The organism is Acidovorax sp. JHL-9 (assembly GCF_000426205.1).
GTDB lineage: Bacteria > Pseudomonadota > Gammaproteobacteria > Burkholderiales > Burkholderiaceae_C > Acidovorax > Acidovorax soli.
The window spans coordinates 121310-143225 of the sequence record NZ_AUEX01000003.1; the positions used below are offsets into that span (position 1 = coordinate 121310).

The window sequence follows — 21916 nt, forward strand, 5'->3', positions numbered from 1 at the left end:
GGTTGCCCCCCGCATCAAGGCTTGAAACGGCGCTCGGGCAGCGGAATCCACTCCACCTCGCCCGGCACCTTGCCCATGGCCTGGTCTTCCCAGTCCTGCGCCGCCTGCACGATGCGCTCCTTGCGGCTGGAGACGAAGTTCCACCACATGTGGCGTGGCCCGTCCAGCGGTGCGCCACCGATGACCACGATACGCGCACCAGCACCTGGATGGGTCGGCGGGCTGGTCACGGCGTCTGCCGGGCAGCGCACCGTGGTGGCCTGCCCCTGGGGCAGCACGCCCAGGGTGAGCGCAGGCAGGGGCGCGGCCTCGCCGTCGAGCAACAGGTCGGCATTCACGCAGTAGATCGCCATTTCGGGGGCCAGCGCAGGCAGGTCCAGAGCGGCACCGGCGGGCAATTGCACGTCCAGGTACAGCGTGGGGGCGAAAGTGGCCACGGGGGAGGTCTGCCCAAAAGCAGTACCGATCAGCACACGCACCACGGCGTCGCCGACACGCACCTCGGGAATGACCTCGGCGGGCGTGTGCACAAAGGCGGGCGCCACCTCCTCGTGCTCGCGCGGCAGCGCGGCCCACAGCTGAACGCCGTGGTTCACGTAGTCGCGCCCGGCCAGGGTCTCGGGGCGGCGCTCGGAATGCACGATGCCACGCCCCGAGGTCATCCAGTTGATGGCGCCGGGCTCGATCTGCTGCAGCGAACCCAGGCTGTCGCGGTGCATCATTGCGCCCTCGAACAGATACGTCACGGTGGCCAGGCCGATGTGCGGATGCGGGCGCACGTCGTACTCGTCCTGCGGGTGCACCGTGACGGGGCCAAAGTGGTCAAAGAACAGAAAAGGCCCTACGGCCCTGCGCTGCAGCGAAGGCAGCAGGCGGCGCACGGTGAAGCCACCGCCCAGATCCTTGTCGTGCCCCTTCAGGCGCAGGAGGTGCTCGCCGCTCATGCCATGCGCTCCACGGTGGTGGTGATTTCGGTGGTGACAGCCGTCATGAGTTTGTGCACCGGACATTTGTGCGCCACGGCCTGCAGCTCCTGCAGCTGGGCATCGCTGAGCTCGCCGCTGATCTGCATGCGGGCCGCAAGGCGGTAGGTGCCCGCGCGCTCGGCCGAGGCATCGCGCTCTATCACCGTGCGCACGTCGGTCACCGGGATGCCCTTGCGGCGCGCGTACCAGAGCACCGTGAGTGCCTTGCACGAACCTAGTGCCGCGTCATACAGGTCGTGCGGATTCGGGCCGGCGTCGTCGCCGCCCTCTTCTGCCGTGCCATCCACCACCAGCGCGTGGCTGCGGATGGTGAGTGTCTGCGCCATGGGCGTGGATTGAATGCGACTGAGTTCAATGGTCATCGGGTACTCCAAGGGGTTCAGTGGATCAGGAACCAAGCCGCGCCGCGACCGCTGCCACGCGCTGGCCCAGCAGCCGGCCGGTTTCCAGGTCGCCCGCAAACATCTCGGCCGCAGAGGCATCGGAGGGCGACTGCGCCATGGCTCCGCTGAACGCCCCCAGCCAGTTCACATCGCTGCGCGTGGCCGCTTTCGCGTTGGAAGGCAGGGTGCCCGCCCCCACCCACAGGCCACCGTGCTGCATGGCCAGGTGGAACAGATAGTCCAGCGTGATCTGCTTGTCGCCACTGGGGCTGGCGCTGTTGGTGAAGCCGGCGAACAGCTTGTCTTTCCATGCCTGGTTGTACCAGGGCCTGGACGAGGCATCGGCAAACTTCTTGAACTGCCAGCTGGGGCCCGCCATGTAGGTGGGCGAACCCAGGATGATGGCCTGTGCAGCCAGCAGGGTGTCCCAGCCGTCCTCGGGCAGGTTGCCGTCGGCATCAATCGCGATGAGCTGGGCATCGGCGCCGTCGGCTACGGCCTGCGCCATGCGCTGGGTGTGGCCATAGCCCGAGTGATAAACCACTGCAATCAGGGACATGGAACGACTTTCAGGCAAAAAATCAAACAGCCACTCCCGCCCGCCGCAGCGAGAGCAGCGGGAGCAGCGGGAGCGGGATCTTTCAACGGTTCAACGGCCGGAGCGTTGACCGTCAACGCTCCAGGCGCCAGCGCCAAATGCCGTCAGCGCCAGCAAGCCACCCACCACGGCGATGTTCTTGAAGAACAGCAGCTGCGTGATCATCTGCTGGTCGGCTGGCACAGCCCAGTAGGCATGAAAGAAGAAACTGGCCACCAGCGTAAAGAAGGCCAGCACCAGCGCGGCAAACCGGGTGCCAAAGCCCACGATCAGCGCCAGGCTACCCACCACCTCGACCACGGCGGCAACGGCCGCCGCCACGGTGGGCATGGGCAGCCCCACCGAAGAAATATAGCCCACCGTGCCGGCAAAGCCAGTGAACTTGCCAATGCCCGCCGGCAGAAACAGCACGGCGAACAGCAGGCGAGACACAAGGGCCAGGGGATTTTGCAGAGAAGAAAGCATGGTGGACTCCTGAAAAAGATGAAGGAAAAACTCAAACAACTCAAGCGGCCAGATCAAACACCAACACCTCGGCATCGTGGCCTTCGGTCAACGCCAGGGAGGACTCGTTTTCAAGCAGCGCGGCATCGCCGCCGGCCAATGGCTGGCCATTGACACGCAGCGCACCGCGCACCAGGTGCACATAGGTCTTGCGCGCCGGGTTCAGGGGCTGGGTGACAGCCTCCGGGCCATCCAGCAGCCCGGCATACAGCGCGGCATCGGCATGCACGGTCACCGAGCCCTGCGCACCGTCGGGCGATGCCACCAGCCGCAGCACACCCCGCTTTTCAGCGTCGGCAAAAGTCTTTTGCTCGTAGCTGGGCGCAATGCCCCGCACGTTGGGCAGGATCCATATCTGCAGGAAATGCGTGGTCTGGCCGGCAGCATGGTTGAACTCGCTGTGCGTCACGCCCGTGCCGGCGCTCATGCGCTGGACATCGCCCGGGGGGATGCCCTTCACGTTGCCCATGCTGTCCTTGTGGGCCAATTCGCCCGACAGCACATAGCTGATGATTTCCATGTCGCGGTGGCTGTGGGTACCAAAGCCGGTCCCGGGCGCAATGCGGTCTTCATTGATGACGCGCAGATTGCCAAAGCCCATATGGCGGGGATCGTAGTAACCCGCAAACGAGAAGCTGTGGAAGGAATGGAGCCAGCCATGGTCGGCGTGGCCCCGGTCTTGCGATTTACGAACAGTCAGCATGGTGATTGCTCCTTTCAAGACTCCACTGTATTGGGCGGGCCGCCATCGCAGGGCCTGCAGGATTGTCGGAATCGTTCAAAATATCTGAACTAACATTTCCACCATGCCCCACTCCTACGACGTTCTCACGCCGGACAGCCTCGCCATGCTACAGGTGATTTCGGAAACTGGCAGCTTTGCTGCAGCGGCCCGGCACCTGGGCCTGGTCCCCAGCGCGCTGACCTACCGGGTGCGCCAGATCGAGGACGCCCTGGATGTGCTGCTCTTTGACCGCACGGCCCGCCAGGCACGGCCCACCGAAGCCGGCGCCGAGCTGCTGCGCGAGGGCGCACGGCTGCTGCGCGAGATCGATGCCGTGGCCAACCGCGTGCGCCGCGTGGCCACGGGCTGGGAACCCCAGTTCACGATTGCCGTGGACGGCGTGGTCTCGCCCCACACCCTGCTGGAGCTCGTGGATGCGTTCTACGCCATGGCCCCGCCCACGCACCTGAAGCTGCGCGACGGCATCATGACCGGCACCCTGGAAGCACTGACATCGGGCCATGCCGACCTGGCCATCGGCGTCTCGGTCGAGGGCTCCAACGTGGCCGGCCTGCAGCAGGGGCTGCTGGGCGAGCTTTTGTTCACTTACGTGGTGGCGCCCCACCACCCGCTGGCCTCGGTGCCCGAACCCATCACCGACGCCACCTTGCTGCAGCACCGCGCCGTGGCCGTGGCCGACTCTGCGCGGCGCGGTGGCGCCACCATGGGCCTGCTGGGCGGGCAGGACGTGCTCACGGTGGACACCATGCAGGCCAAGGTGCAGGCGCAGCTGCGCGGCCTGGGCGGCGGCTTTCTGCCCGAACCCATGGTGCGCCCCTACCTGGAAGCCGGCCACCTGGTGGCACGCCGCGTGGCCCGCCCGGAGCGCAACATGCGCATCCACTACGCATGGGGTGGGCCTGGCTTCACGGCGCCCGGACGGGCGCTGCAGTGGTGGCTGAACCAGCTGCAAAGCCCGACCACGCGCAGGGCCCTGCTGGAAAACCACCACCATTTCTGATGTCCGACCCCGCGCCGGGCGTGTAGAGTGGCCCTTGTCATATTTCTGTAGCCGACCGTCTCCGAAAGGCCTTCCATGACTTCACCTGTTTCCCGCCCCGCCAAACGGCCCCGACGCCCCGGCACCCAGGCATCAGCACCCGCACAACGCCCATCCGGCAAGGCCGGGAAGGCAGCAAAGGCACCGCGCCATTTCGCCATCATTGGCGCCGGCATGGCGGGCGTGGCCTGCGCGCGCACGCTGGTGCAAGCGGGCCACCAGGTCACCATTTTTGAAAAATCGCCCCGGGCCGGCGGGCGCACCACCACCATCGATTCGCCGTTCGGCAGCTTCGATGCGGGCGCGCAATATTTCACCGTGCGAGACCCGCGCTTCGCCAAGGCGATCGAAACCGTGCCCGGCCTGTGCCGCCCCTGGAGCGCCAACGCCGTGCGCGTGCTCGACGCGGCAGGCCGCGTGGCAGCGGCGGGCCTGCCCACCCGCGAACCGCACTGGGTGGCCAGTCCGGGCATGAACGCCCTCGTCACCACCTGGGCCGCCCCGCTGCTGCAGGCCGGCCAGCTCATTACCGACACCCGCGTGAGCAGCATCGAACGCGACCCCCTCAACAACACCCACTGGCAGCTGCGTACCGAAGGATCCGGCGGCGCACAGCATGTCTACGCCGGCTTCGATGCGGTGCTGCTGGCCCAGCCCGCCACGCCCGCCCAGGCGCTGCTGGCGGCCTCATCTCTGGACACCCCTCTGACGGCCGCCCTTTCCAGTGTGCACACCGCCCCCTGCTGGACATTGATGCTCGCCTACCCACAGGCCGTGCGCCCGGGCCTGACCACCCTGGGGCCGCAGTGGAACGCCGCGCGCAGCACCCACCACCGCATTGCATGGCTGGCACGCGAGTCGTCCAAACCCGGCCGCACCACCATCGAGCGCTGGACGGTGCAAGCCAGTCCGGCCTGGTCGGCAGAACACCTCGAAGACGATGTGGAGCGCGTGCAATCGAAGCTGCTCAAGGCGTTTGCCGAGGTGACTGGCATCCGTGCGCAACCCACCCATGCCGACACGCGCCGCTGGCGCTATGCGCAAACCACCCAGCCCCTGGGCCAGAGCCACCTGTGGGATGCCAGCCTGGCCCTGGGCGCCTGCGGCGACTGGTGCCTGGGCCACCGCCTGGAAGATGCTTTTGTGTCCGGTCTGGAGCTGGCACTCGCCGTGGCATGACGAATGGCGAAGGGGCCCAGCGGCAGGCCAGCACCTACCAGGGCCGCTTTGCTCCCTCGCCCACCGGCCCGCTGCATGCGGGCTCCTTGGTGGCTGCGCTGGCCAGCTGGCTGGATGCGCGCGCCTGGAATGGCGGCCAAGGCGGGCGCTGGCTGGTGCGCATCGAGGACGTGGACACACCACGCTGCATTCCTGGCGCTGCCGAGCTCATCCTGCAGCAGCTGGCCACCTGCGGGCTGGTGCCCGATGAAGCACCGGTGTGGCAATCGGCCCGCGGCGCGCTGTACCAGCAGGCGCTGGACCAGCTCATCGTGCAAGGCCATGCCTACCCCTGTGCCTGCTCGCGCAAGGACATCGAAGACGCCCACGCGGCGCAAGGCCATGGCCGCGCGCGCCATGCCGCCTTGCCCTACCCCGGCACCTGCCGCCACGGCCTGCGCGGGCGGCCCGCGCGATCCTGGCGCTTCAACGCCACGGATTTCCTGAAAAATCAGCCGCTCGAACCCGTAGATAAGGCGCAAGCAGCGATATTTTCAATAGCCAATGACACGGTGCACTGGACGGACCGCCGCCTCGGCCCGCAGTCACAACAGGTGGCCAGTGCGGTCGGCGACTTTGTGCTGCGCCGCGCCGACGGCCTGTGGGCCTACCAGCTGGCCGTGGTGGTGGACGATGCGGCCCAGCACATCACGCACGTGGTGCGCGGCGAAGATCTGGCCGACAACACGCCGCGCCAGATCCTGCTGCAGCAGGCGCTGGGTGTTGCCACGCCCTGCTACCTGCACACCCCGCTGGTCTGCGGCGCCAACGGCGAAAAGCTTTCCAAGCAAAACGGTGCTGCAGCGCTCGATCTTCGCGACCCCTTGCAGGCCCTGGGCGAAGCCGCCCGGATGCTGGGCCTGCCGGCGCTGGCGCCGTCGCACCAAAAATCACTGCCGCAGGCCCTGGAGATGTGGGTCAGCGCCTGGGCGCGAAACTACAATCGACCACCGTGACCGATCCCACCCTTGCCCCAGCCCCCGCGCACCCTGCAGCCACTGCAGCCGATGCGACCGCCGGCACACCGCCTGCCGGTGTGGCCTATCCCAAAACCATCAAGAGCTTTGTGCGCCGTGCGGGCCGCACCACCACGGGCCAGGCCAAGGCCTTTGAAGACCTCGGGCCGCGCTTTGTACTGCCCTACACGGCGGCACCGCTCGACGCCGATGCCGCTTTTGGCCGCAGCGCCCCGCTGGTGCTCGAAATCGGCTTTGGCATGGGCGAGGCCACGGCCCATATCGCCCGCGTGCGCCCGAACGACAATTTCCTGTGCTGCGAAGTGCACGAGCCCGGTGTCGGCGCCCTGCTCAAGCGCATCGGCGAACAGGGCCTGACCAACATCCGCATCCTGCAGCACGATGCCGTCGAGGTGATCGACCACATGCTCGCACCTGCGTGCCTGGACGGCATCCATATCTTCTTTCCCGATCCCTGGCACAAGAAAAAGCACAACAAGCGCCGCCTGATCCAGGCAGCGCTGGTTGCCAAGCTGGCCGCGCGCCTCAAGCCCGGCGGCTACCTGCACTGCGCCACCGACTGGCAACCCTATGCCGAGCAGATGCTGCAGGTACTGGGCGCAGAGCCGCTGCTCGCCAACACCGCCCAGGGCTTTGCACCGCAACCCGAATACCGCCCCCTGACCAAGTTCGAAAATCGCGGCCTGCGGCTGGGGCATGGCGTCTGGGACGTGGTCTTTGTTCGACGCCACTGAGAACCTGCCCCCACCCGCACCGCGAGCCCCAGTCAAACGCCCCGGCCCTGCTCTGGCGCCACCGACTTCAGGAGGACGGACCGACACCAGCAAGCGGCACTCGCGCCCGGCCTGGGGTGTGCCGGGCGATGGCAGGAGCCCGGCTCGGGGACGTTGCCTCGGTGGGAATCCCTGCACCCGATCGTGGGCGCACCAGGATACAGGCCACCCTGCGGTGTGGGTCAGCGGCCCCGGCCGCTGACAATCACAGTTTCTGGGCGACCCAGTCCTGCACCGAAGCCAGCGCTGCGGGCAGCCTGGCCGCATCGGTGCCACCGGCCATGGCCATGTCGGGCTTGCCACCGCCCTTGCCGCCCACCTGCTGGGCGACAAAGTTCACCAGCTCGCCGGCCTTGACCTTGCCCACGCTGTCGGCCGTCACGCCAGCGGCGATCTGCACCTTGTCGCCATCCACCACGGCCAGCACGATGGCGGCGGTCTTGAGCTTGTCCTTGAGCTTGTCCATGGTGTCGCGCAAGGTCTTGGCGTCTGCACCCTGCAGGGCTGCGGCCAGCACCTTGAGGCCCTTCACATCGACAGCCTGCGTCACCAGCTCGTCGCCCTGGCTGGAAGCGAGCTTGCCCTTCAGCATCGCCACTTCTTTTTCGAGCGCACGCGCATGGTCAAGCGCCTGGCCGATGCGGCCATTGAGCTCGGCCACGGGCGCCTTCAGGGTGCTGGCGGCCTGGTTCACGGTGTCTTCCAAGTCCTGCAGGTAAGCCAGCGCATTCGCGCCCGTCACCGCCTCGATGCGGCGCACGCCTGCGGCCACGCCGCCCTCGCCCACCACCTTGAACAGGCCGATGTCGCCGGTGCGCTGCACATGGGTGCCGCCGCACAGTTCGCGGCTGGTGCCGATGTCGAGCACGCGCACGGTCTCGCCGTACTTCTCGCCAAACAGCATCATGGCGCCGGTCTTCTGGGCCGACTCAATGTCCATCACACGGGCCTGCGTGGGCTGGTTGGCCAGGATTTCCTCGTTCACGCGGCGCTCGATCTCGCGGATCTCGGCATCGGTCACTGCGGCGTTGTGGGCAAAGTCGAAACGGGTGCGCTCGGCATTGACCAGGCTGCCCTTTTGCTGCACATGGCTGCCCAGCACTTCACGCAGGGCCTTGTGCATGATGTGCGTGACCGAGTGGTTGCGCATGGTGGCCGCGCGCACGGCGGTGTTGACCTGCGCCTGCACCGTGTCACCCACGTTCAGCGTGCCCTCTTCGAGCGTGCCGTGGTGGCCAAACACGTCGGCCTTGATCTTGAGGGTGTCGCCCACCGCAAAGCGGGCCGAGCCGCTGGTGATGACGCCTTCGTCGCCCACCTGGCCGCCGCTTTCGGCGTAGAACGGGGTGGTGTCCAGCACCACCACGCCGTTTTGACCCGCTTTCAGGGCCGCAGCGCTTGTTCCGTCTACGTAGATAGCTACGATTTTTGCAGTCTCTGCCAGATGATCGTAGCCCGTGAACTGGTTGGCGGCACCCGCGTATTCCAGCGCCTTGTCCATCTTGAACTTGCCAGCGGCACGGGCCTGGGCCTTCTGCTTTTCCATGGCCGTCTTGAAGCCGGCCTCGTCCACTTCCACATCGCGCTCGCGGCACACGTCGTTGGTCAGGTCGAGCGGGAAGCCGTAGGTGTCGTGCAGCTTGAAGGCCACGTCGCCGGGCAGCACCTTGGCGCCGCCGTCCAGTGCTGCATCGAGGATTTCCATGCCATTGGCCAGCGTTTCAAAAAAGCGCTCTTCCTCGGCCTTGAGCACATCGGTGATGCGCTGCTCCTGCGCACGCAGCTTGGGGTAGGCATCGCCCATCACGCGCACCAGATCGGCCACCAGCTTGTGGAAGAACGGCGTCTTCTGGCCCAGCTTGTAGCCGTGGCGGATGGCGCGGCGCACGATGCGGCGCTGCACGTAGCCACGGCCTTCGTTGCTGGGGATCACGCCGTCGCTGACCAGAAACGCGGTGGCGCGGATGTGGTCGGCGATCACGCGCAGGCTCTTGTTGTGGAGGTCGGTGGTGTGCGTCTCGCGCGCGGCGGCCTGGATGAGCGCCTCGAACAGGTCGATCTCGTAGTTGCTGTGCACATGCTGCAGGATGGCAGCCAGGCGCTCCAGGCCCATGCCGGTGTCCACGCAGGGGGCGGGCAGCGGCGTGACGGCGCCGGTCTCGTCCATGTTGAACTGCATGAACACGTTGTTCCAGATCTCGATGAAGCGGTCGCCATCTTCATCGGGGCTGCCCGGAGGGCCGCCGGGGATGTGGTCACCGTGGTCGTAGAAGATTTCGCTGCACGGGCCGCAGGGGCCGGTGTCGGCCATCATCCAGAAGTTGTCGCTCTTGTAGCGGCCGCCCTTGTTGTCGCCGATGCGGATCACGCGCTCGGGCGGCAGGCCGATCTCCTTGGTCCAGATGTCGTAGGCCTCGTCGTCCTCCTGGTACACCGTGGCCAGCAGGCGGTCGGCGGGCAGCTTGTAGACCTCGGTCAGCAGCTCCCAGGCCCACTTGAGCGACTCGCGCTTGAAATAGTCGCCAAAGCTCCAGTTGCCCAGCATCTCGAAAAACGTGTGGTGGCGCGCGGTGTAGCCCACGTTTTCCAGATCGTTGTGCTTGCCGCCCGCACGCAGGCAGGCCTGCACGGACACCGCCCGGTTGTAGGGGCGCTTGTCGGTGCCCAGAAACACGTCCTTGAACTGCACCATGCCCGAGTTGGTGAACATCAGCGTGGGATCGTTGCCGGGCACCAGCGGGCTCGATGCCACGACGGTGTGGCCCTTGGAGGCAAAAAAGTCCAGAAAGGTCTTGCGGATGTCGGCAACGGTGAAAGTGGGGGTCATGGGCTTTTTCTTCACGAACAGAGATGCTGCGGCAGGCCTGCCCGCAGGCGAACAGGGGATTTTAGGGGGTTTCACGCACGCCCATCCCCACCCCTTCTGCCCAGCCCCCACCCTGAAACACGGCGTCAACCCTGCCGGGAGGTCATTTCGAGTTTCACGATGCGGCCGTCCACGGGATGGTGGACGATCTCGACGCGGTTGCCGTCCTTGTCCCAGCCATGCATCTTGTAGCAGTTGGCTTTGGTGGTGGCAAAACGCTCGATCGAGTAGCCGGCATCCACCAGCTTTTGCAGCATTTGCGCCTGCGTCAGCCGGGTGTCCTTCTGGGTCGCGGTGCACGATGGCGAATCGGCAAAGGCGGATGTGCCAAGCAGCAGTGCAGCGGCTGCGGCGCAAAGGGTACGAGTCTTCATGATGATCTCCTGTTGGCATGCCGGATTGGCATGGAGGTCATTGTGAAAACGCCCCCTGAAGATTGCCTGAACACACCGCGCCCTGACCCTGCGCTGCGCCCGCTTTTGCCGGGTGCTACGCTCTGTCCTTTACCCACCCACACGAGACAGCCATGGACACCAAAGCCTCTCCCCTCGCCCAGCTCAACGACCCCAGCCTGCTCAAAACCGACGCGCTCATCAACGGCCAGTGGGTGGCGGGCGCCAGCCGCTTTGCCGTGCACGACCCGGCCACGGGCCTCCAGCTTGCCGACGTGGCCAACCTCGGCCCGCAGGATGCCGAAGCGGCCATTGCCGCCGCCAACACCGCCTGGCCTGCCTGGCGTGCCAAGACGGCCAAGGAGCGCAGCATCATCCTGCGCAAGTGGTACGACCTGCTCATGGCCCACCAGGATGACCTGGGCCGCATCATGACCGCCGAGCAGGGCAAGCCGTTCCCCGAAGCCAAGGGCGAAGTGGCCTATGGCGCCAGCTTTGTGGAGTGGTTTGCCGAAGAGGCCAAACGCGTCAACGGCGAGACCCTGCCCCAGTTCGACAACAACCGGCGCCTCTTGGTCCTGAAGCAGCCCATCGGCGTGTGCGCCGCCATCACGCCGTGGAACTTCCCGCTGGCCATGATCACGCGCAAGGTGGCCCCGGCCCTGGCCGCCGGCTGCCCGGTGGTCATCAAGCCGGCCGAACTGACCCCGCTGACCGCCCTGGCCGCCGCCGAGCTGGCGGTGCGCGCAGGCATTCCGGCGGGCGTGCTCAACATCCTCTCGGCCGATGCCGGCAACTCGATTGCCATCGGCAAGGTGCTGTGCGCCAGCGACGTGGTGCGCCACATCAGCTTCACCGGCAGCACCGAGGTGGGCCGCATCCTGATGGCGCAGTCCGCCCCCACGGTCAAGAAGATGAGCCTGGAGCTGGGCGGCAACGCGCCCTTCATCGTGTTTGACGATGCCGACATCGACTCCGCCGTGGAAGGCGCCTTTGCCAGCAAGTACCGCAATGCCGGCCAGACCTGCGTGTGCTCCAACCGCTTTTACGTGCAGGAAGGCGTGTACGACGCGTTCGTGGCCAAGTTCGCCGCCAGGGTGAAGACGGCCAAGGTGGGCAATGGCTTCGAGGATGGCGTGAACCAAGGTCCGCTGATCGAGGAGGCGGCCCTCGTGAAGGTGCAGCGCCATGTGGACGATGCCATTGCCAAGGGCGGCCAGGTCGTTGCCGGGGGGCAGCGCCTGAAAAACCTGGGAAGTGGCCAGTTCTTCGAGCCCACGGTGGTGGCCAACGCCTCGGCCGACATGCTGTGCGCCCGCGAGGAAACCTTCGGCCCCTTTGCCCCGGTGTTCAAGTTCAAGACCGAGCAGGAAGCCATAGCCGCAGCCAACGCCACCGAGTTTGGGCTGGCCAGCTACTTCTACAGCCGTGACGTGGGCCGCATCTTCCGCGTGAGCGAGGCGCTCGAATACGGCATGGTCGGCATCAACGTGGGCATCCTGGCCACCGAGCATGTGCCCTTTGGCGGCGTCAAGCAGTCGGGCCTGGGCCGCGAGGGATCGCACCATGGCATGGATGACTATGTGGAGATCAAGTACCTGTGCGTGGGCGATATCCAGAAATAGTGAATTGCCTGGTTAGCTCTGTTTTTTATAGCTTGCAGTGCTGATTGCGTAAGCGCTGTGGGCCAAAAGCTTCCAAAACCGGCAGCATCCCCTGCGCCAGGGATCTGCCGGTTTCCTCATGCCGGCGGCCGCGCAAGAAAATCAGCCCTTAGGAGCTGCCTATAATTCGCAGCTTCGCGGGTGTCGTTCAATGGTAGGACTCTTGCTTCCCAAGCAAATAACGTGGGTTCGATTCCCATCACCCGCTCCAGTTTTCATGGCTTCCAGCACTCTCCCGGCAAGGGCGGCCAGCACATTTCGCTGAAAACTGCACCCCTTCTCGTTTCCCGCCATTTCCCACCGATGAGGCCGCTGTCGCTCAAGCCACGGGCAACACCAGGCGCTGCTGGCTTTCAAACGCCCGCGGTTCTCCGGTGAGCGGATCGACAAACTCCAGCGAACGCGCCAGCAGCTGCAGCGGGCGCGAATAGTCACCCTCGGGCGGATCGTTGACGACCGGGTAGAACGGGTCGTTGCGCAGCGGCAGGCCCAGGGCGGCCATGTGCACGCGCAGCTGGTGGCGCTTGCCCGTGATGGGCGACAGGCGGTAGCGCGCCCAGTCGCCTGCCACCTCCAGCAGCTGCATGTGGGTGTGGCTGTTGGGCGCGCCGGGCACTTCCTGCATGCGAAAGAACTGGGGGCTTTCCTCCAGCCGACTGGCGTGCTCGCGCGGAAAGGCCAAGTCTGCACGCCAAGGCGCAATCGCGTCGTAGTGCTTGGTGATCTGGCGGTCGCGAAACAGCGCCTGGTAGGCGCCGCGCGTGCGCTGCTGCACCGACAGAAGCACCAGCCCGGCGGTGTCGCGGTCGATGCGATGCAGCGGCGACAGCTGCGGCAGCCCGAGCTGGCGCTTGAGCCGCACCAGCAGCGTGTTGTGCAGATGGCGGCCCGAGGGCGTCACGGACATGAAGTGCGGCTTGTCGGCCACCACCAGGTGCTCGTCCTGGTACAGCACCGCTTCGCTGAACGGCAGCATGGGCTCCGCGGGCAGGCTGCGGTAGTAATACAAGCGCAGGCCGCCTTCGAATGGCCGCTCTGGCGCCACTGCCTGCCCGCGCTCATCCACCACCTCGCCCGCCAGCATGCGCTGGCACCACGCATCGCGCGCCACCACCGGCAGGCGCTGGGCCAGAAAGTCCAGCATGCTGCCCTGACCACGCGAGGGCAGCACCACGCAACTGGGGCTCACGCCGTCGCGCACGGGCAGAACATGGGGATGGTGGGGGTTGTGCATGGCGTGCGGATTTTAGGAGGCTGTAGGACAACTGCGCCAATGGACCCTTGGGCGCGCAAGATCGGCCAAAAACCGCGCGCTGCGGGCTAGCATGATGGTTCCATGACAGAGCTCCCGACAGATTCCCGCACCGCGCAGGCCCCCGTGCCCGCACAGTCCTTGTCAGCGCCCCCGCCGCCGCATCGGCGCAGGTTGCGCACGGCAGTGGGCGTGGCCGGGGCGTTGGCGGGCTTGCTGCTGATCGGCGCCATCGTGCTCGGCCAGTTGAACTGGAACCATGCCAGACCCTGGCTCAACCAGACCATCAGCAACGCCACGGGCCGGCACTTTGCCGTGGAAGGCGACCTCTCGGCCTCCTGGCAATGGCCGCAGCCGCTCGATACGGGCTGGCGCCGCTGGGTGCCAGGCATCACGCTGCAAGGCACGCAACTGGTCATGCAAGACCCGCCGGGCTTTACCCGCCCCGGCAAGGCCGCCGAACCCCGGCCCATGGCCCATGCCGAGATGGCGCGGGCATCGCTGCGCCTTTGGCCCCTGCTGGCACGCGAAGTGGCCATCGACACCCTTGAACTCACCGGCCCCGACATCGCCCTGGCCCGCCTCGGCGATGGCCGCAACAACTGGACCCTGGAACGCCAGCGCGCGCCCGACGACCCCACGCCGCGCTGGACGGTCCACATCGATCAGCTGGTGGTGCGCAAGGGGCAGCTGGCCTACAAGGATGCCGGCAGGAGCCTGGACCTGCACGCGCACATCGACACCATCGATGAAGCCGGGCCGCCCCCCGAAGCCGGCGGCCCGGCAATGCCCGCCTCGGCCACCGCCCCGATCTACGGCGTGCGCTTTGACCTGAAAGGCACACTGGGCAAGGCCCGCATCGCGGGCCAGGGCAAAGCCGGCCCCGTGCTCACGCTGCGCGACAAGGAGGTGAACTACCCGCTGCAATTCACCGCCAGGGCGGGCAGCGTGGAGACCTCCGTGCAAGGCATCCTGGCCAACCCGGGCGCGCTCTCGGGCATGGATCTGCAGGTGATGCTCAAGGGCGCCAGCATGGCCGACCTGTATGCGCTGACCGGCCTGGTGCTGCCGAACACGCCCGCGTTTCAGACCCGGGGCCGGCTGCAAGGCAGCCTGCAACCAGGCCAGGCGGTATGGGACTACCGCGACTTCACCGGCACCTTGGGCCAGAGCGATCTGCATGGCAACCTGCGCTTTGCCTCGGGTACCCCGCGCGGCAAGCTGTCGGGCAGCGTCACCTCCCGGCAGTTGCGCCTGGCAGACCTGGGACCGGTGCTCGGCACGGCCTCCACGCCTTCTTCCAAGGCGGGCCGCAGCGGCAAGGTGCTGCCCGATGCCGCGTTTGCCACCGACCGCTGGAGCGCCATGGACATGGACCTGAAATTCTCGGGCCAGCGCGTGATCCGGCCTGACAGCCTGCCGCTCGAGGACCTCAGCGTGCATGCCCTGCTGGACGATGCGGTGCTGCGCCTGGACCCGCTGCGTTTCGGCGTGGCCAGGGGCCAGATCGAATCCAGGGTGGTACTGGACAGCCGCAGCAAACCGCTGACCGCGCGCATGGACACGCGGGTGCAGAACCTGCGGCTGGCCTCGCTCTTTCCCGAGGTCGAGCTCACCCGAAAAAGCCTGGGCCAGCTCGATGGCGCCCTGGCGCTCAACGGCCAGGGCAACTCGGTGGCGCAATGGCTGGGCACCAGCAGCGGCGAGGCCCGCCTGTATGTGCGCGACGGCACCCTGAGCCGCGAACTGCTGAACCGCGCAGCGCTCAACGTGGGCAGCATCGTGGTGGGCAAACTGTTTGGCCAAGACAAGGAGGTGCAGCTGCGCTGCGCCGTGGCCGACCTGGCCGTGCGCGAAGGCGTGGCCACCGTGCGCACCGGCAAGCTCAGCACCAGCGAGGCCATCGTGGACGCCAGCGGCACCATCGACATGGCGCAGGAGCGCCTGAACCTGCGCATCCAGCCCGAATCGCTGCAGTGGAAGTTCTTCTCGCTGCGCACCCCGCTCTATGTGCGCGGCAGCTTTGCCCAGCCCGACGTGGGCGTGCAACCCGGCCCCCTGCTGCTGCGCGCAGGCGCCGCGCTTGCCGCAGTGGTGGCGGCCCCTGCGGCCCTGGCGCTGCTGCCCGTGACCGTGCCGGGCGCCGACGACGATGCGCAGTGCGCGCCTTTGCTGGCGCAGGCCACCCAGCCGGTGAAGGCGGGCCGGGCGGGCAAGCCGGCGGCGCGCTGAAAAGTGGCTGCGCTGCGGTGGTGCGGCAGTATTTGTGCGATCCGATCCCTCTTGCTTGGATCGCTTGAAGCGCTTTCTGCGTGAGCGCTTCACAGCATTTCCACGCCATTTCCGCCAACGGAACGGCACACCACCGGTGGCCGGGCTCAATGGAAATCCCGGCTGCCCTGCAGCGCCTGTGCCATGCGGCCCAGCAGCGGCGTGAGGTCTTTGCAGCGCTGGGCCACCAGGTGGCGCACCACGGCCTGGCCGCCGGGGCCATGGGCGCTGCATTGCCACAGGCCCTCCACCGCCAGCAGTTGCGAGCCGAGCAGCGCCTGGCGCCAGGTCTCGACCAGCGCGGGCCAGACGATCACGTTGACGGGGCCGGTCTCGTCCTCCAGCGTGACAAACATCGTGCCCTTGGCCGTGCCGGGGCGCTGGCGCACGGTGACGATGCCACAGGCACGCACCTTGCGACCGTGGGGGACGCTGTGCAATTGCAGAGCGGTCTGCAAACGCCAGCGTGCCAGGCGCGGACGCAGCAGGGCCAGCGGGTGGCGGCGCAGCGTGAGGCCGGTGGCGGCATAGTCGAACACAATTTCCTCCCCCTCGGGCGCGGCGGGCAGGACCAGCGGCGCTTCGTGCACGGGCACCTCGCGCCACAGGGCGGGCGCGGTGTGCTGCGCGGCCGCCTCCCACATCTGCTGGCGCCGGTGGCCCGACAGGCTGGCCAGCGCATCGGCGGCGGCCAGTGCCTGCAGGTCTTGTGGACCCAGCTGGGCGCGCAGCGCCAGGTCTTCGGTGCTGGTGAACGGCGCAGCGGCACGGGCCTGCACCAGGCGCTGCATGGCGCTGGCCTGCAGGCCGCCGACCAGGCGCAGGCCCAGGCGCACGGCCGGTTGCGGCAGCGGCGGCATGGGCAAGCCGGGGGCGGGCCGCAGACGCTGTGCAGGACCTTCGAGCGTGCAATCGCTGTCGCTGCAGCCCACGTCGATGGGCAGCACGCGCACGCCGTGGCGACGCGCGTCCTGCACCAGTTGCGAGGCGGTGTAAAAGCCCATGGGCAGCGCGTTGAGCAGCGCCGCCAGAAAACACGCGGGCTCATGGCACTTGAGCCAGCTGCTGGCATAGGCCAGCAGGGCAAAGCTGTGGGCATGGCTTTCGGGAAAGCCGTATTCGCCAAAGCCCAGCATCTGCTGGAAGATGGCCTGGGCAAACGCGGGGCGGTAGCCCCTGGCCAGCATGCCGTTGACCAGGGGTTCCTCGAACCGGTGCACGCCACCCTTGCGCTTCCAGGCCGCCATGGAGCGGCGCAGATCATCGGCCATGCCCGGCGTGAAGCCCGCCGCGATCATGGCGATCTGCATCACCTGCTCCTGAAAGATCGGCACGCCCAGCGTGCGTGCCAGGGCGGCTTCGAGCTCGGGCTTTTCGAGCTGCAGCGCCTCGCCCCTGCGCCGACGCTCACGCGCCTGCAGGTAGGGGTGCACCATGCCGCCCTGAATGGGGCCGGGCCGCACGATGGCCACTTCGACCACCAGGTCGTAGAACGCGCGCGGCTGCAGGCGCGGCAGCATGCTCATCTGCGCGCGGCTCTCAATCTGGAACACGCCCACGGTATCCGCGGCGCAGATCATGTCGTAGGTGGCGGCGTCCTCGCGCGGGATGTCGGCCAGGCCCCAGCGCTCGCCACGCAGCGCAGCACGCAGATCCAGGCATCGGCGCAGCGCACTGAGCATGCCCAGGGCCAGCACATCGACCTTGAGCAGGCCCATGGCATCGAGGTCGTCCTTGTCCCACTGGATGACGCTGCGGCCCTCCATGCTGGCCGGCTCCACCGGCACCAGCCGCGTGAGCTTGCCCTGGGTGAGCACAAAGCCGCCCACATGCTGGCCCAGGTGGCGCGGAAAGCCCTTGAGCTGCACAGCCAGCTCCAGCCACAGCGCAGCCTGGTGCGCCGACAGCGGCACGCCCCGGTCGCCCGCCAGTTGCTGCAGGCGATCGGCGGCCATGTCTTCGTCGAACCAGTGGTGGTCTTTGGCAAACGCATCGACCAGTACCGGTGCCACGCCCAGCGCCTTGCCCACGTCGCGCAGGGCACTGCGCGTGCGGTAGCTGGTGACCACGGCGGTGATGGCGGCGCGCTCGCGGCCGTATTTGGCGTAGATGTACTGGATGACCTCTTCGCGCCGGTCGTGCTCGAAGTCCACATCGATGTCGGGCGGCTCGCTGCGCTCCTTGCTGATGAAGCGCTCGAACAGCAGGTGCGAGTCCTCGGGGTTGACCGCCGTGATGCCCAGCACATAGCAGACCACCGAGTTGGCGGCGGAGCCCCGCCCCTGGCACAGGATGCCCCGGCTGCGCGCAAAGCGCACGATGTCGTGCACGGTCAGGAAGTACATCTCGTACTGGCAGTGCGCAATCAGCGCAAGCTCCTTGTCGATCTGCGCGGCAATCCAGTCGGGCACCCCCTGGGGATAGCGGCCTTGGGCCCCCTCTTGTGCCAGCCACGCCAATGCCTGGGCAGGCGTCATGCCGGCGGGCACGGTCTCTTGCGGGTAGCGGTATTTGATTTCATCCAGGCTGAAGCTGCAGCGCGCGGCCACCGTGAGCGTGGCGGCCAGCAGTTCGGGCGGGTAGATGCCGGCCAGGCGCACGCGCTGGCGCAAATGGCGTTCGGCATTGGGCTGCAGCGCAAAGCCGCATTCGGCCACGCTGCAGCCCCGCCGCACGGCGGTGATCACGTCCTGCAACGGCTTGCGCGAACGGGCATGCATGTGCACATCGCCCGCTGCCACCAGCGGCAGGCCCAGCGCCGCGCCCACGCGCTGCAGCGTGGCCAGCCACAGGCTGTCGTCGGGGGCCAGGTGCAGCTCTGCCGCCAGCCAGAGGTGGGCATCGAAATTTGAACAAAATTGACCTATAGCGCTTGATATGCAAGCGCTGAAAGCTACAAAATCAGAAGCATCAAAGCACTCGCGGCGGGGGACGAGCAGCAGCTCGCAGCCCTCCAGGAGGTTGAACGGGCTGCCCGGGCCGACCTGGTATTGCCCCTTGGGCACCGCCGCCCGCGCTGCGGTGATGAACTCGCACAGATTGCCCCAGCCTTCGCCATTGCGCGCCAGGGCCACTAGGCGCAGCTTGCCCCACAAAAACTCGCTGCCCACGATAAGGTGCAAGCCCCATTCCCTGGCGGCCTCCCAGGCGCGCACCACCCCTGCCACCGAGCATTCATCGGTCAGCGCCAGGGCCCGGTAGCCCAATTGGGCAGCACGCGCCACCAGCTCCTTCGGATGGGATGCGCCGCGCTGGAAACTGAAGTTGGACAGGCAATGCAACTCGGCATAGCCTGGCAGGGGCGCGGGGGACGGCAACTCGACAGACGCCATGGCCTTAGAGCCTGTTCACGATCGCACAGGGGATCGCGTTGGAGCGCCATCGGGATGAGTGCATGCTTCGGATGCGCCGCATGGGCTGGTGCCCATGCAAGCAGCCGGGGCGTGCAATCGCCCGATTGCGCTCCAACCCGTGGGGCAGCGGTCTTTGCGGGCGGTCTGCGGCGTTGCGGCGCTTGTGGATAGCCGGGCTATCCACTGCACACCGTGCCTGGCATCCCATCGCGCAAAGACCGCTGCGCGACCCCGGGGAGATCGTGAACAGGCTCTTACCCATAGATGCCGTGCAGGAACCAGCGGTGCGGCTGCACGGCCGTGACCGCGCTTTGCATCGCATTGCCAGAAGGTGGCGCCCACCGCTCGCGGAACACCCACACCAGCCCCGCCACATCGTTGTGCGCCACAAAATAATCGCGCAGGGCCAACCCCGCACAGGGATGGTCCGGGTCGCCAGCGCCCCCGTCTGCGGCCGACCACCAGCCCGCCTCGAACCGGTGCGGCCCCGCCAGCAGGCGCAGCAGGCCATGGTGGCAGGGACGGTTGCCCTGCACCGCCAGCCGCCGGGGTGGGCGCAGCAGCCAGGTGGGCCACAGGGTGGCGTCGAAGGCCTGCGTATCGGCGGCAGGGGTGCCGGGGTGGGCGCGGCCATGGTTGAGCACCTCGGCCGCCGGGCACCATTGCTGCATGTGCTCGGGCCGGTGGTCGGCCTGCAGCACGGGGGCCACCACCTGGCTGGCCCCCAGGCGGGCCGACAGGCGCTCCAGCAACTGGTGCAAGGCTTCGCCTGGCGCTGAAGCCGGGTCGTCGCAGCCACCGCCCACAAGATCACCGGGCGGCAACAGGCTTGCGCTGCGGTGCGGCAATGGGGCGGACTCCAGCAGGCGCAGCGTGATCTGGTTGACCGGTGCCGCCAGGGCCGTGCGCGCCAGGTTTTCTGACAGCAGGCGCCGCAGGTGCGCCATGTCCTGCGTGGCCTGGGCGGTGCGCACCGGCAGGGCCTGCGTGGGGGCAATGGCCACGCCATCGATGCGCCGCAGGTCGTGGCGCCAGGCCAGCTCCAGCGCCAGTGCGCCCTGCTGCCGCGCCTGCAGCCAGCCCTGCAGGGCCGTAAGGCAGCGGCTGGCACTCCAGAGCAGCGCATCGGCCGAATCGGCCAGTGCGGGCAGCTCGGCGGTCAGCACAAACTGCTCGGGCAGCTCCAGCCAGGCATGGGCTTCGGGGGCATCGCCCAGGGCCTGGTCCAGCACCCGCAACACCTGGGCACCAAAACGCCTGGCCACCCCGGCACGCGGCAGCGACCGCAAGGCCCCCCAGGTGCGGCAACCCATGCGCTCCAGGCTGGCCACATGCGGGCGCAGGGCGGTCAGCGTGTGCAAGGGCAAGCCGTCCACACCCGGCGCCACGCCCTGCCCTGGTGGCACAAGCCCCGCCTGCGCCATGCGCAGCCAGGCCTGCGCCACCAGGGCTGTCGGCCCGCAGCCCCACGCCGTCTGTGTGCCTGGCGGTTGTGCCCGCAGTCCCCGGGTGGCCGTGTGCTCCGGCGGCCCGCCGGATGCATCGGCCCAGGCCTGCAACACCTGTGCCAGCAAGGCATCGCGCCCGCCCCAGAGCCGCTCGGTGGTGGACACTTCCAGCAGCACGGCGTCGCCATCCACCAGCGCCACGCGCGGCGTAAAGCGCAAAGCCCACCAGCCCGACGCCGCGGCTTGCACCGCGGCGCCCGGAGGTGCCGCAGGCTCATCGCACCATGGCAACGGCAGTGCGATCCAGTGCATGGCCCCTCCTCGTTGGCACGGCCATCAACGGCGCCAGCGCCGGGCGCATCGGCAACGATTGCGCCGCACTGTGACGCGCCGCTGTTGCACCGGTCTCCCCCTGCGCTGCGCGCCGCCGCGCGGCCTGCGCCGCCAGCACCTGGGCCAGACGGGGGTGGCAGCCCGGCAGATCCAGCCCCTGCACCAGAGGCGGCCCCCGGCGCTTGAGGATCTGTACCTGCATGCCAGGCGATAGGACGACATTCCCTGGCTGGGCCAGCCCCTGCACCTTCAGCCGCAACAAGGCCGGTGACGCCTGCGGAGCGGCGCTGGCCGGGCGAAACACCCACAGCAACTGCTGTTGTTGCGCCGCCGCCAGCTGCAAGCGGCGCAAGGCCGCAGGGAGTGCCTGCGGCAACCAGGCCATGACGGCTAGCACATCGCGGCAGCGCAGCGCCTGCTCGGCCGCCCAGAGCGCCGCCTTGGCGTTGTCGGGCCGCACCACGCACAAGCGCTGTGCCGGCAACCCCTGCGCCCTGAGCGCCGGGCCAAAGGGCTCGCACGGTGGTGCCACCACCACCACGGCCCCCACGCGCCGGGCCACTGCCTGCGCCAGTGCAGGCAGCACCAGTTGCCATTCATGCAGGCCCACCATGGGCTGCAATACCTCGCTCAGAGCCCCCACAGGCCAGCCACCGCCCGGCAGTTGCGCATCCAGCAGCGCGTATCCCGTGGGCTGTGCGATCTGGGGGCCCGCGCCCAATGCGTCTGCATGCCAGACACCTGGCATGGCGGATGGCAAATCGAACGCAACCCGCAAAGTGGAGCGTGGCGCAGTCATGGTGGTGGCAAAGACTCAAAAGACAGGAATACTGTAAATATACACAGTATTCCTGCCTTTCACCACCAACCACCCCGACAGGAAAAAGAGACGCTTTGGGGCCGCCACAACATGCGCATCACCCCCATCGCACCAGTCCGCCACAGCGCTTCACGCCCACCAGAGCCACTTCGGCCAGGCCCACGGCCTTGTCTTGCCACTGTTCGAGCAGGTCGCCTTGCTGTCCAGGGTGGGAGCCTGCCTTGAACTGCTCCCACCGCACAAAGGCGCCTGCCAGCAAAAGGCCCGCTTGCGCGGGCCCGTGTGATGGCAGGT

The 21916-nt window shown here is 67.6% G+C and carries 18 protein-coding genes and 1 tRNA gene; 7 read left to right on the forward strand and 12 right to left on the reverse strand.

Going from position 1 to position 21916, the window contains the following annotated elements; all coding sequences use genetic code 11:
* Window positions 1-14: 14 nt before the first annotated feature.
* The 5 genes from K225_RS0103460 to K225_RS0103480 form a co-directional block, all read right to left on the reverse strand.
* Entirely contained in the window at window positions 15-944 is a 930-nt protein-coding gene (locus tag K225_RS0103460) for a pirin family protein (RefSeq protein ID WP_026435110.1), read from the reverse strand.
* A complete protein-coding gene (locus tag K225_RS0103465) occupies window positions 941-1348 on the reverse strand; it encodes an OsmC family protein (protein ID WP_026435111.1) in 408 nt (135 codons plus the stop codon). Before K225_RS0103465 ends, K225_RS0103460 begins: the two co-directional genes overlap by 4 nt.
* Window positions 1349-1373: 25 nt before the next feature.
* Entirely contained in the window at window positions 1374-1928 is a 555-nt protein-coding gene (locus K225_RS0103470) for a flavodoxin family protein (RefSeq protein WP_026435112.1), read from the reverse strand.
* A gap of 90 nt (window positions 1929-2018) precedes the next feature.
* Window positions 2019-2432, reverse strand: a complete 414-nt coding sequence (locus K225_RS0103475) for a DoxX family protein (RefSeq protein ID WP_026435113.1) — start codon at window positions 2430-2432, stop codon at window positions 2019-2021.
* A 40-nt stretch (window positions 2433-2472) separates the two neighbouring features.
* Complete coding sequence (locus K225_RS0103480; RefSeq protein WP_026435114.1) at window positions 2473-3174, reverse strand: pirin family protein; 702 nt, start codon at window positions 3172-3174, stop codon at window positions 2473-2475.
* Window positions 3175-3277: 103 nt separating this feature from the next.
* On the opposite strand from K225_RS0103480, the gene K225_RS0103485 reads away from it, so the two are divergent.
* The 4 genes from K225_RS0103485 (at window position 3278) to trmB (ending at window position 7184) form a co-directional block, all read left to right on the forward strand.
* On the forward strand, window positions 3278-4216 hold the full coding sequence (locus tag K225_RS0103485) for a LysR family transcriptional regulator (protein WP_026435115.1): 939 nt from the start codon (window positions 3278-3280) through the stop codon (window positions 4214-4216).
* A gap of 75 nt (window positions 4217-4291) precedes the next feature.
* Window positions 4292-5434 (forward strand): NAD(P)/FAD-dependent oxidoreductase, encoded by a 1143-nt coding sequence (locus tag K225_RS0103490; protein ID WP_026435116.1) that lies wholly within the window; start codon window positions 4292-4294, stop codon window positions 5432-5434.
* Window positions 5431-6429 carry a tRNA glutamyl-Q(34) synthetase GluQRS gene (gene gluQRS / locus K225_RS0103495; RefSeq protein WP_026435117.1) on the forward strand — a complete coding sequence of 333 codons (999 nt, stop codon included), beginning with the start codon at window positions 5431-5433 and terminating at the stop codon, window positions 6427-6429. Before K225_RS0103490 ends, gluQRS begins: the two co-directional genes overlap by 4 nt.
* Window positions 6426-7184, forward strand: a complete 759-nt coding sequence (gene trmB, locus K225_RS0103500) for a tRNA (guanosine(46)-N7)-methyltransferase TrmB (protein WP_026435118.1) — start codon at window positions 6426-6428, stop codon at window positions 7182-7184. The genes gluQRS and trmB overlap by 4 nt, the downstream gene beginning before the upstream one ends.
* A 244-nt stretch (window positions 7185-7428) precedes the next feature.
* Here the strand turns inward: trmB and alaS are convergent, their stop codons facing one another.
* Both alaS and K225_RS0103510 read right to left on the reverse strand, forming a co-directional pair.
* Window positions 7429-10050, reverse strand: coding sequence for an alanine--tRNA ligase (gene alaS, locus K225_RS0103505; RefSeq protein ID WP_026435119.1), 2622 nt, complete (start codon window positions 10048-10050; stop codon window positions 7429-7431).
* 125 nt (window positions 10051-10175) lie between these two features.
* Window positions 10176-10463, reverse strand: coding sequence for a PepSY domain-containing protein (locus K225_RS0103510; RefSeq protein WP_026435120.1), 288 nt, complete (start codon window positions 10461-10463; stop codon window positions 10176-10178).
* A 152-nt stretch (window positions 10464-10615) separates the two neighbouring features.
* On the opposite strand from K225_RS0103510, the gene K225_RS0103515 reads away from it, so the two are divergent.
* Both K225_RS0103515 and K225_RS0103520 read left to right on the forward strand, forming a co-directional pair.
* Window positions 10616-12106: an NAD-dependent succinate-semialdehyde dehydrogenase gene (locus K225_RS0103515; protein ID WP_026435121.1), complete on the forward strand. Its 1491-nt coding sequence runs from the start codon at window positions 10616-10618 to the stop codon at window positions 12104-12106.
* Between the two features lie 176 nt (window positions 12107-12282).
* Window positions 12283-12356, forward strand: a tRNA-Gly gene (locus K225_RS0103520).
* Window positions 12357-12464: 108 nt separating this feature from the next.
* Here the strand turns inward: K225_RS0103520 and K225_RS0103525 are convergent.
* A complete protein-coding gene (locus K225_RS0103525) occupies window positions 12465-13379 on the reverse strand; it encodes a pseudouridine synthase (protein WP_026435122.1) in 915 nt (304 codons plus the stop codon).
* Between the two features lie 102 nt (window positions 13380-13481).
* On the opposite strand from K225_RS0103525, the gene K225_RS0103530 reads away from it, so the two are divergent.
* Window positions 13482-15629 carry an AsmA family protein gene (locus K225_RS0103530; RefSeq protein WP_026435123.1) on the forward strand — a complete coding sequence of 716 codons (2148 nt, stop codon included), beginning with the start codon at window positions 13482-13484 and terminating at the stop codon, window positions 15627-15629.
* A 146-nt stretch (window positions 15630-15775) separates the two neighbouring features.
* Here the strand turns inward: K225_RS0103530 and K225_RS0103535 are convergent, their stop codons facing one another.
* From K225_RS0103535 to K225_RS22345, 4 genes are all read right to left on the reverse strand, one after another.
* Window positions 15776-19000: an error-prone DNA polymerase gene (locus K225_RS0103535; protein ID WP_026435124.1), complete on the reverse strand. Its 3225-nt coding sequence runs from the start codon at window positions 18998-19000 to the stop codon at window positions 15776-15778.
* Between the two features lie 275 nt (window positions 19001-19275).
* Window positions 19276-20781, reverse strand: coding sequence for a DNA polymerase Y family protein (locus tag K225_RS0103540; protein WP_026435125.1), 1506 nt, complete (start codon window positions 20779-20781; stop codon window positions 19276-19278).
* Window positions 20744-21550, reverse strand: coding sequence for a translesion DNA synthesis-associated protein ImuA (imuA, locus tag K225_RS0103545; protein WP_238323177.1), 807 nt, complete (start codon window positions 21548-21550; stop codon window positions 20744-20746). The genes K225_RS0103540 and imuA overlap by 38 nt, the downstream gene beginning before the upstream one ends.
* A gap of 169 nt (window positions 21551-21719) precedes the next feature.
* Entirely contained in the window at window positions 21720-21881 is a 162-nt protein-coding gene (locus K225_RS22345; RefSeq protein WP_162143876.1) for a hypothetical protein, read from the reverse strand.
* Window positions 21882-21916: the final 35 nt, after the last annotated feature.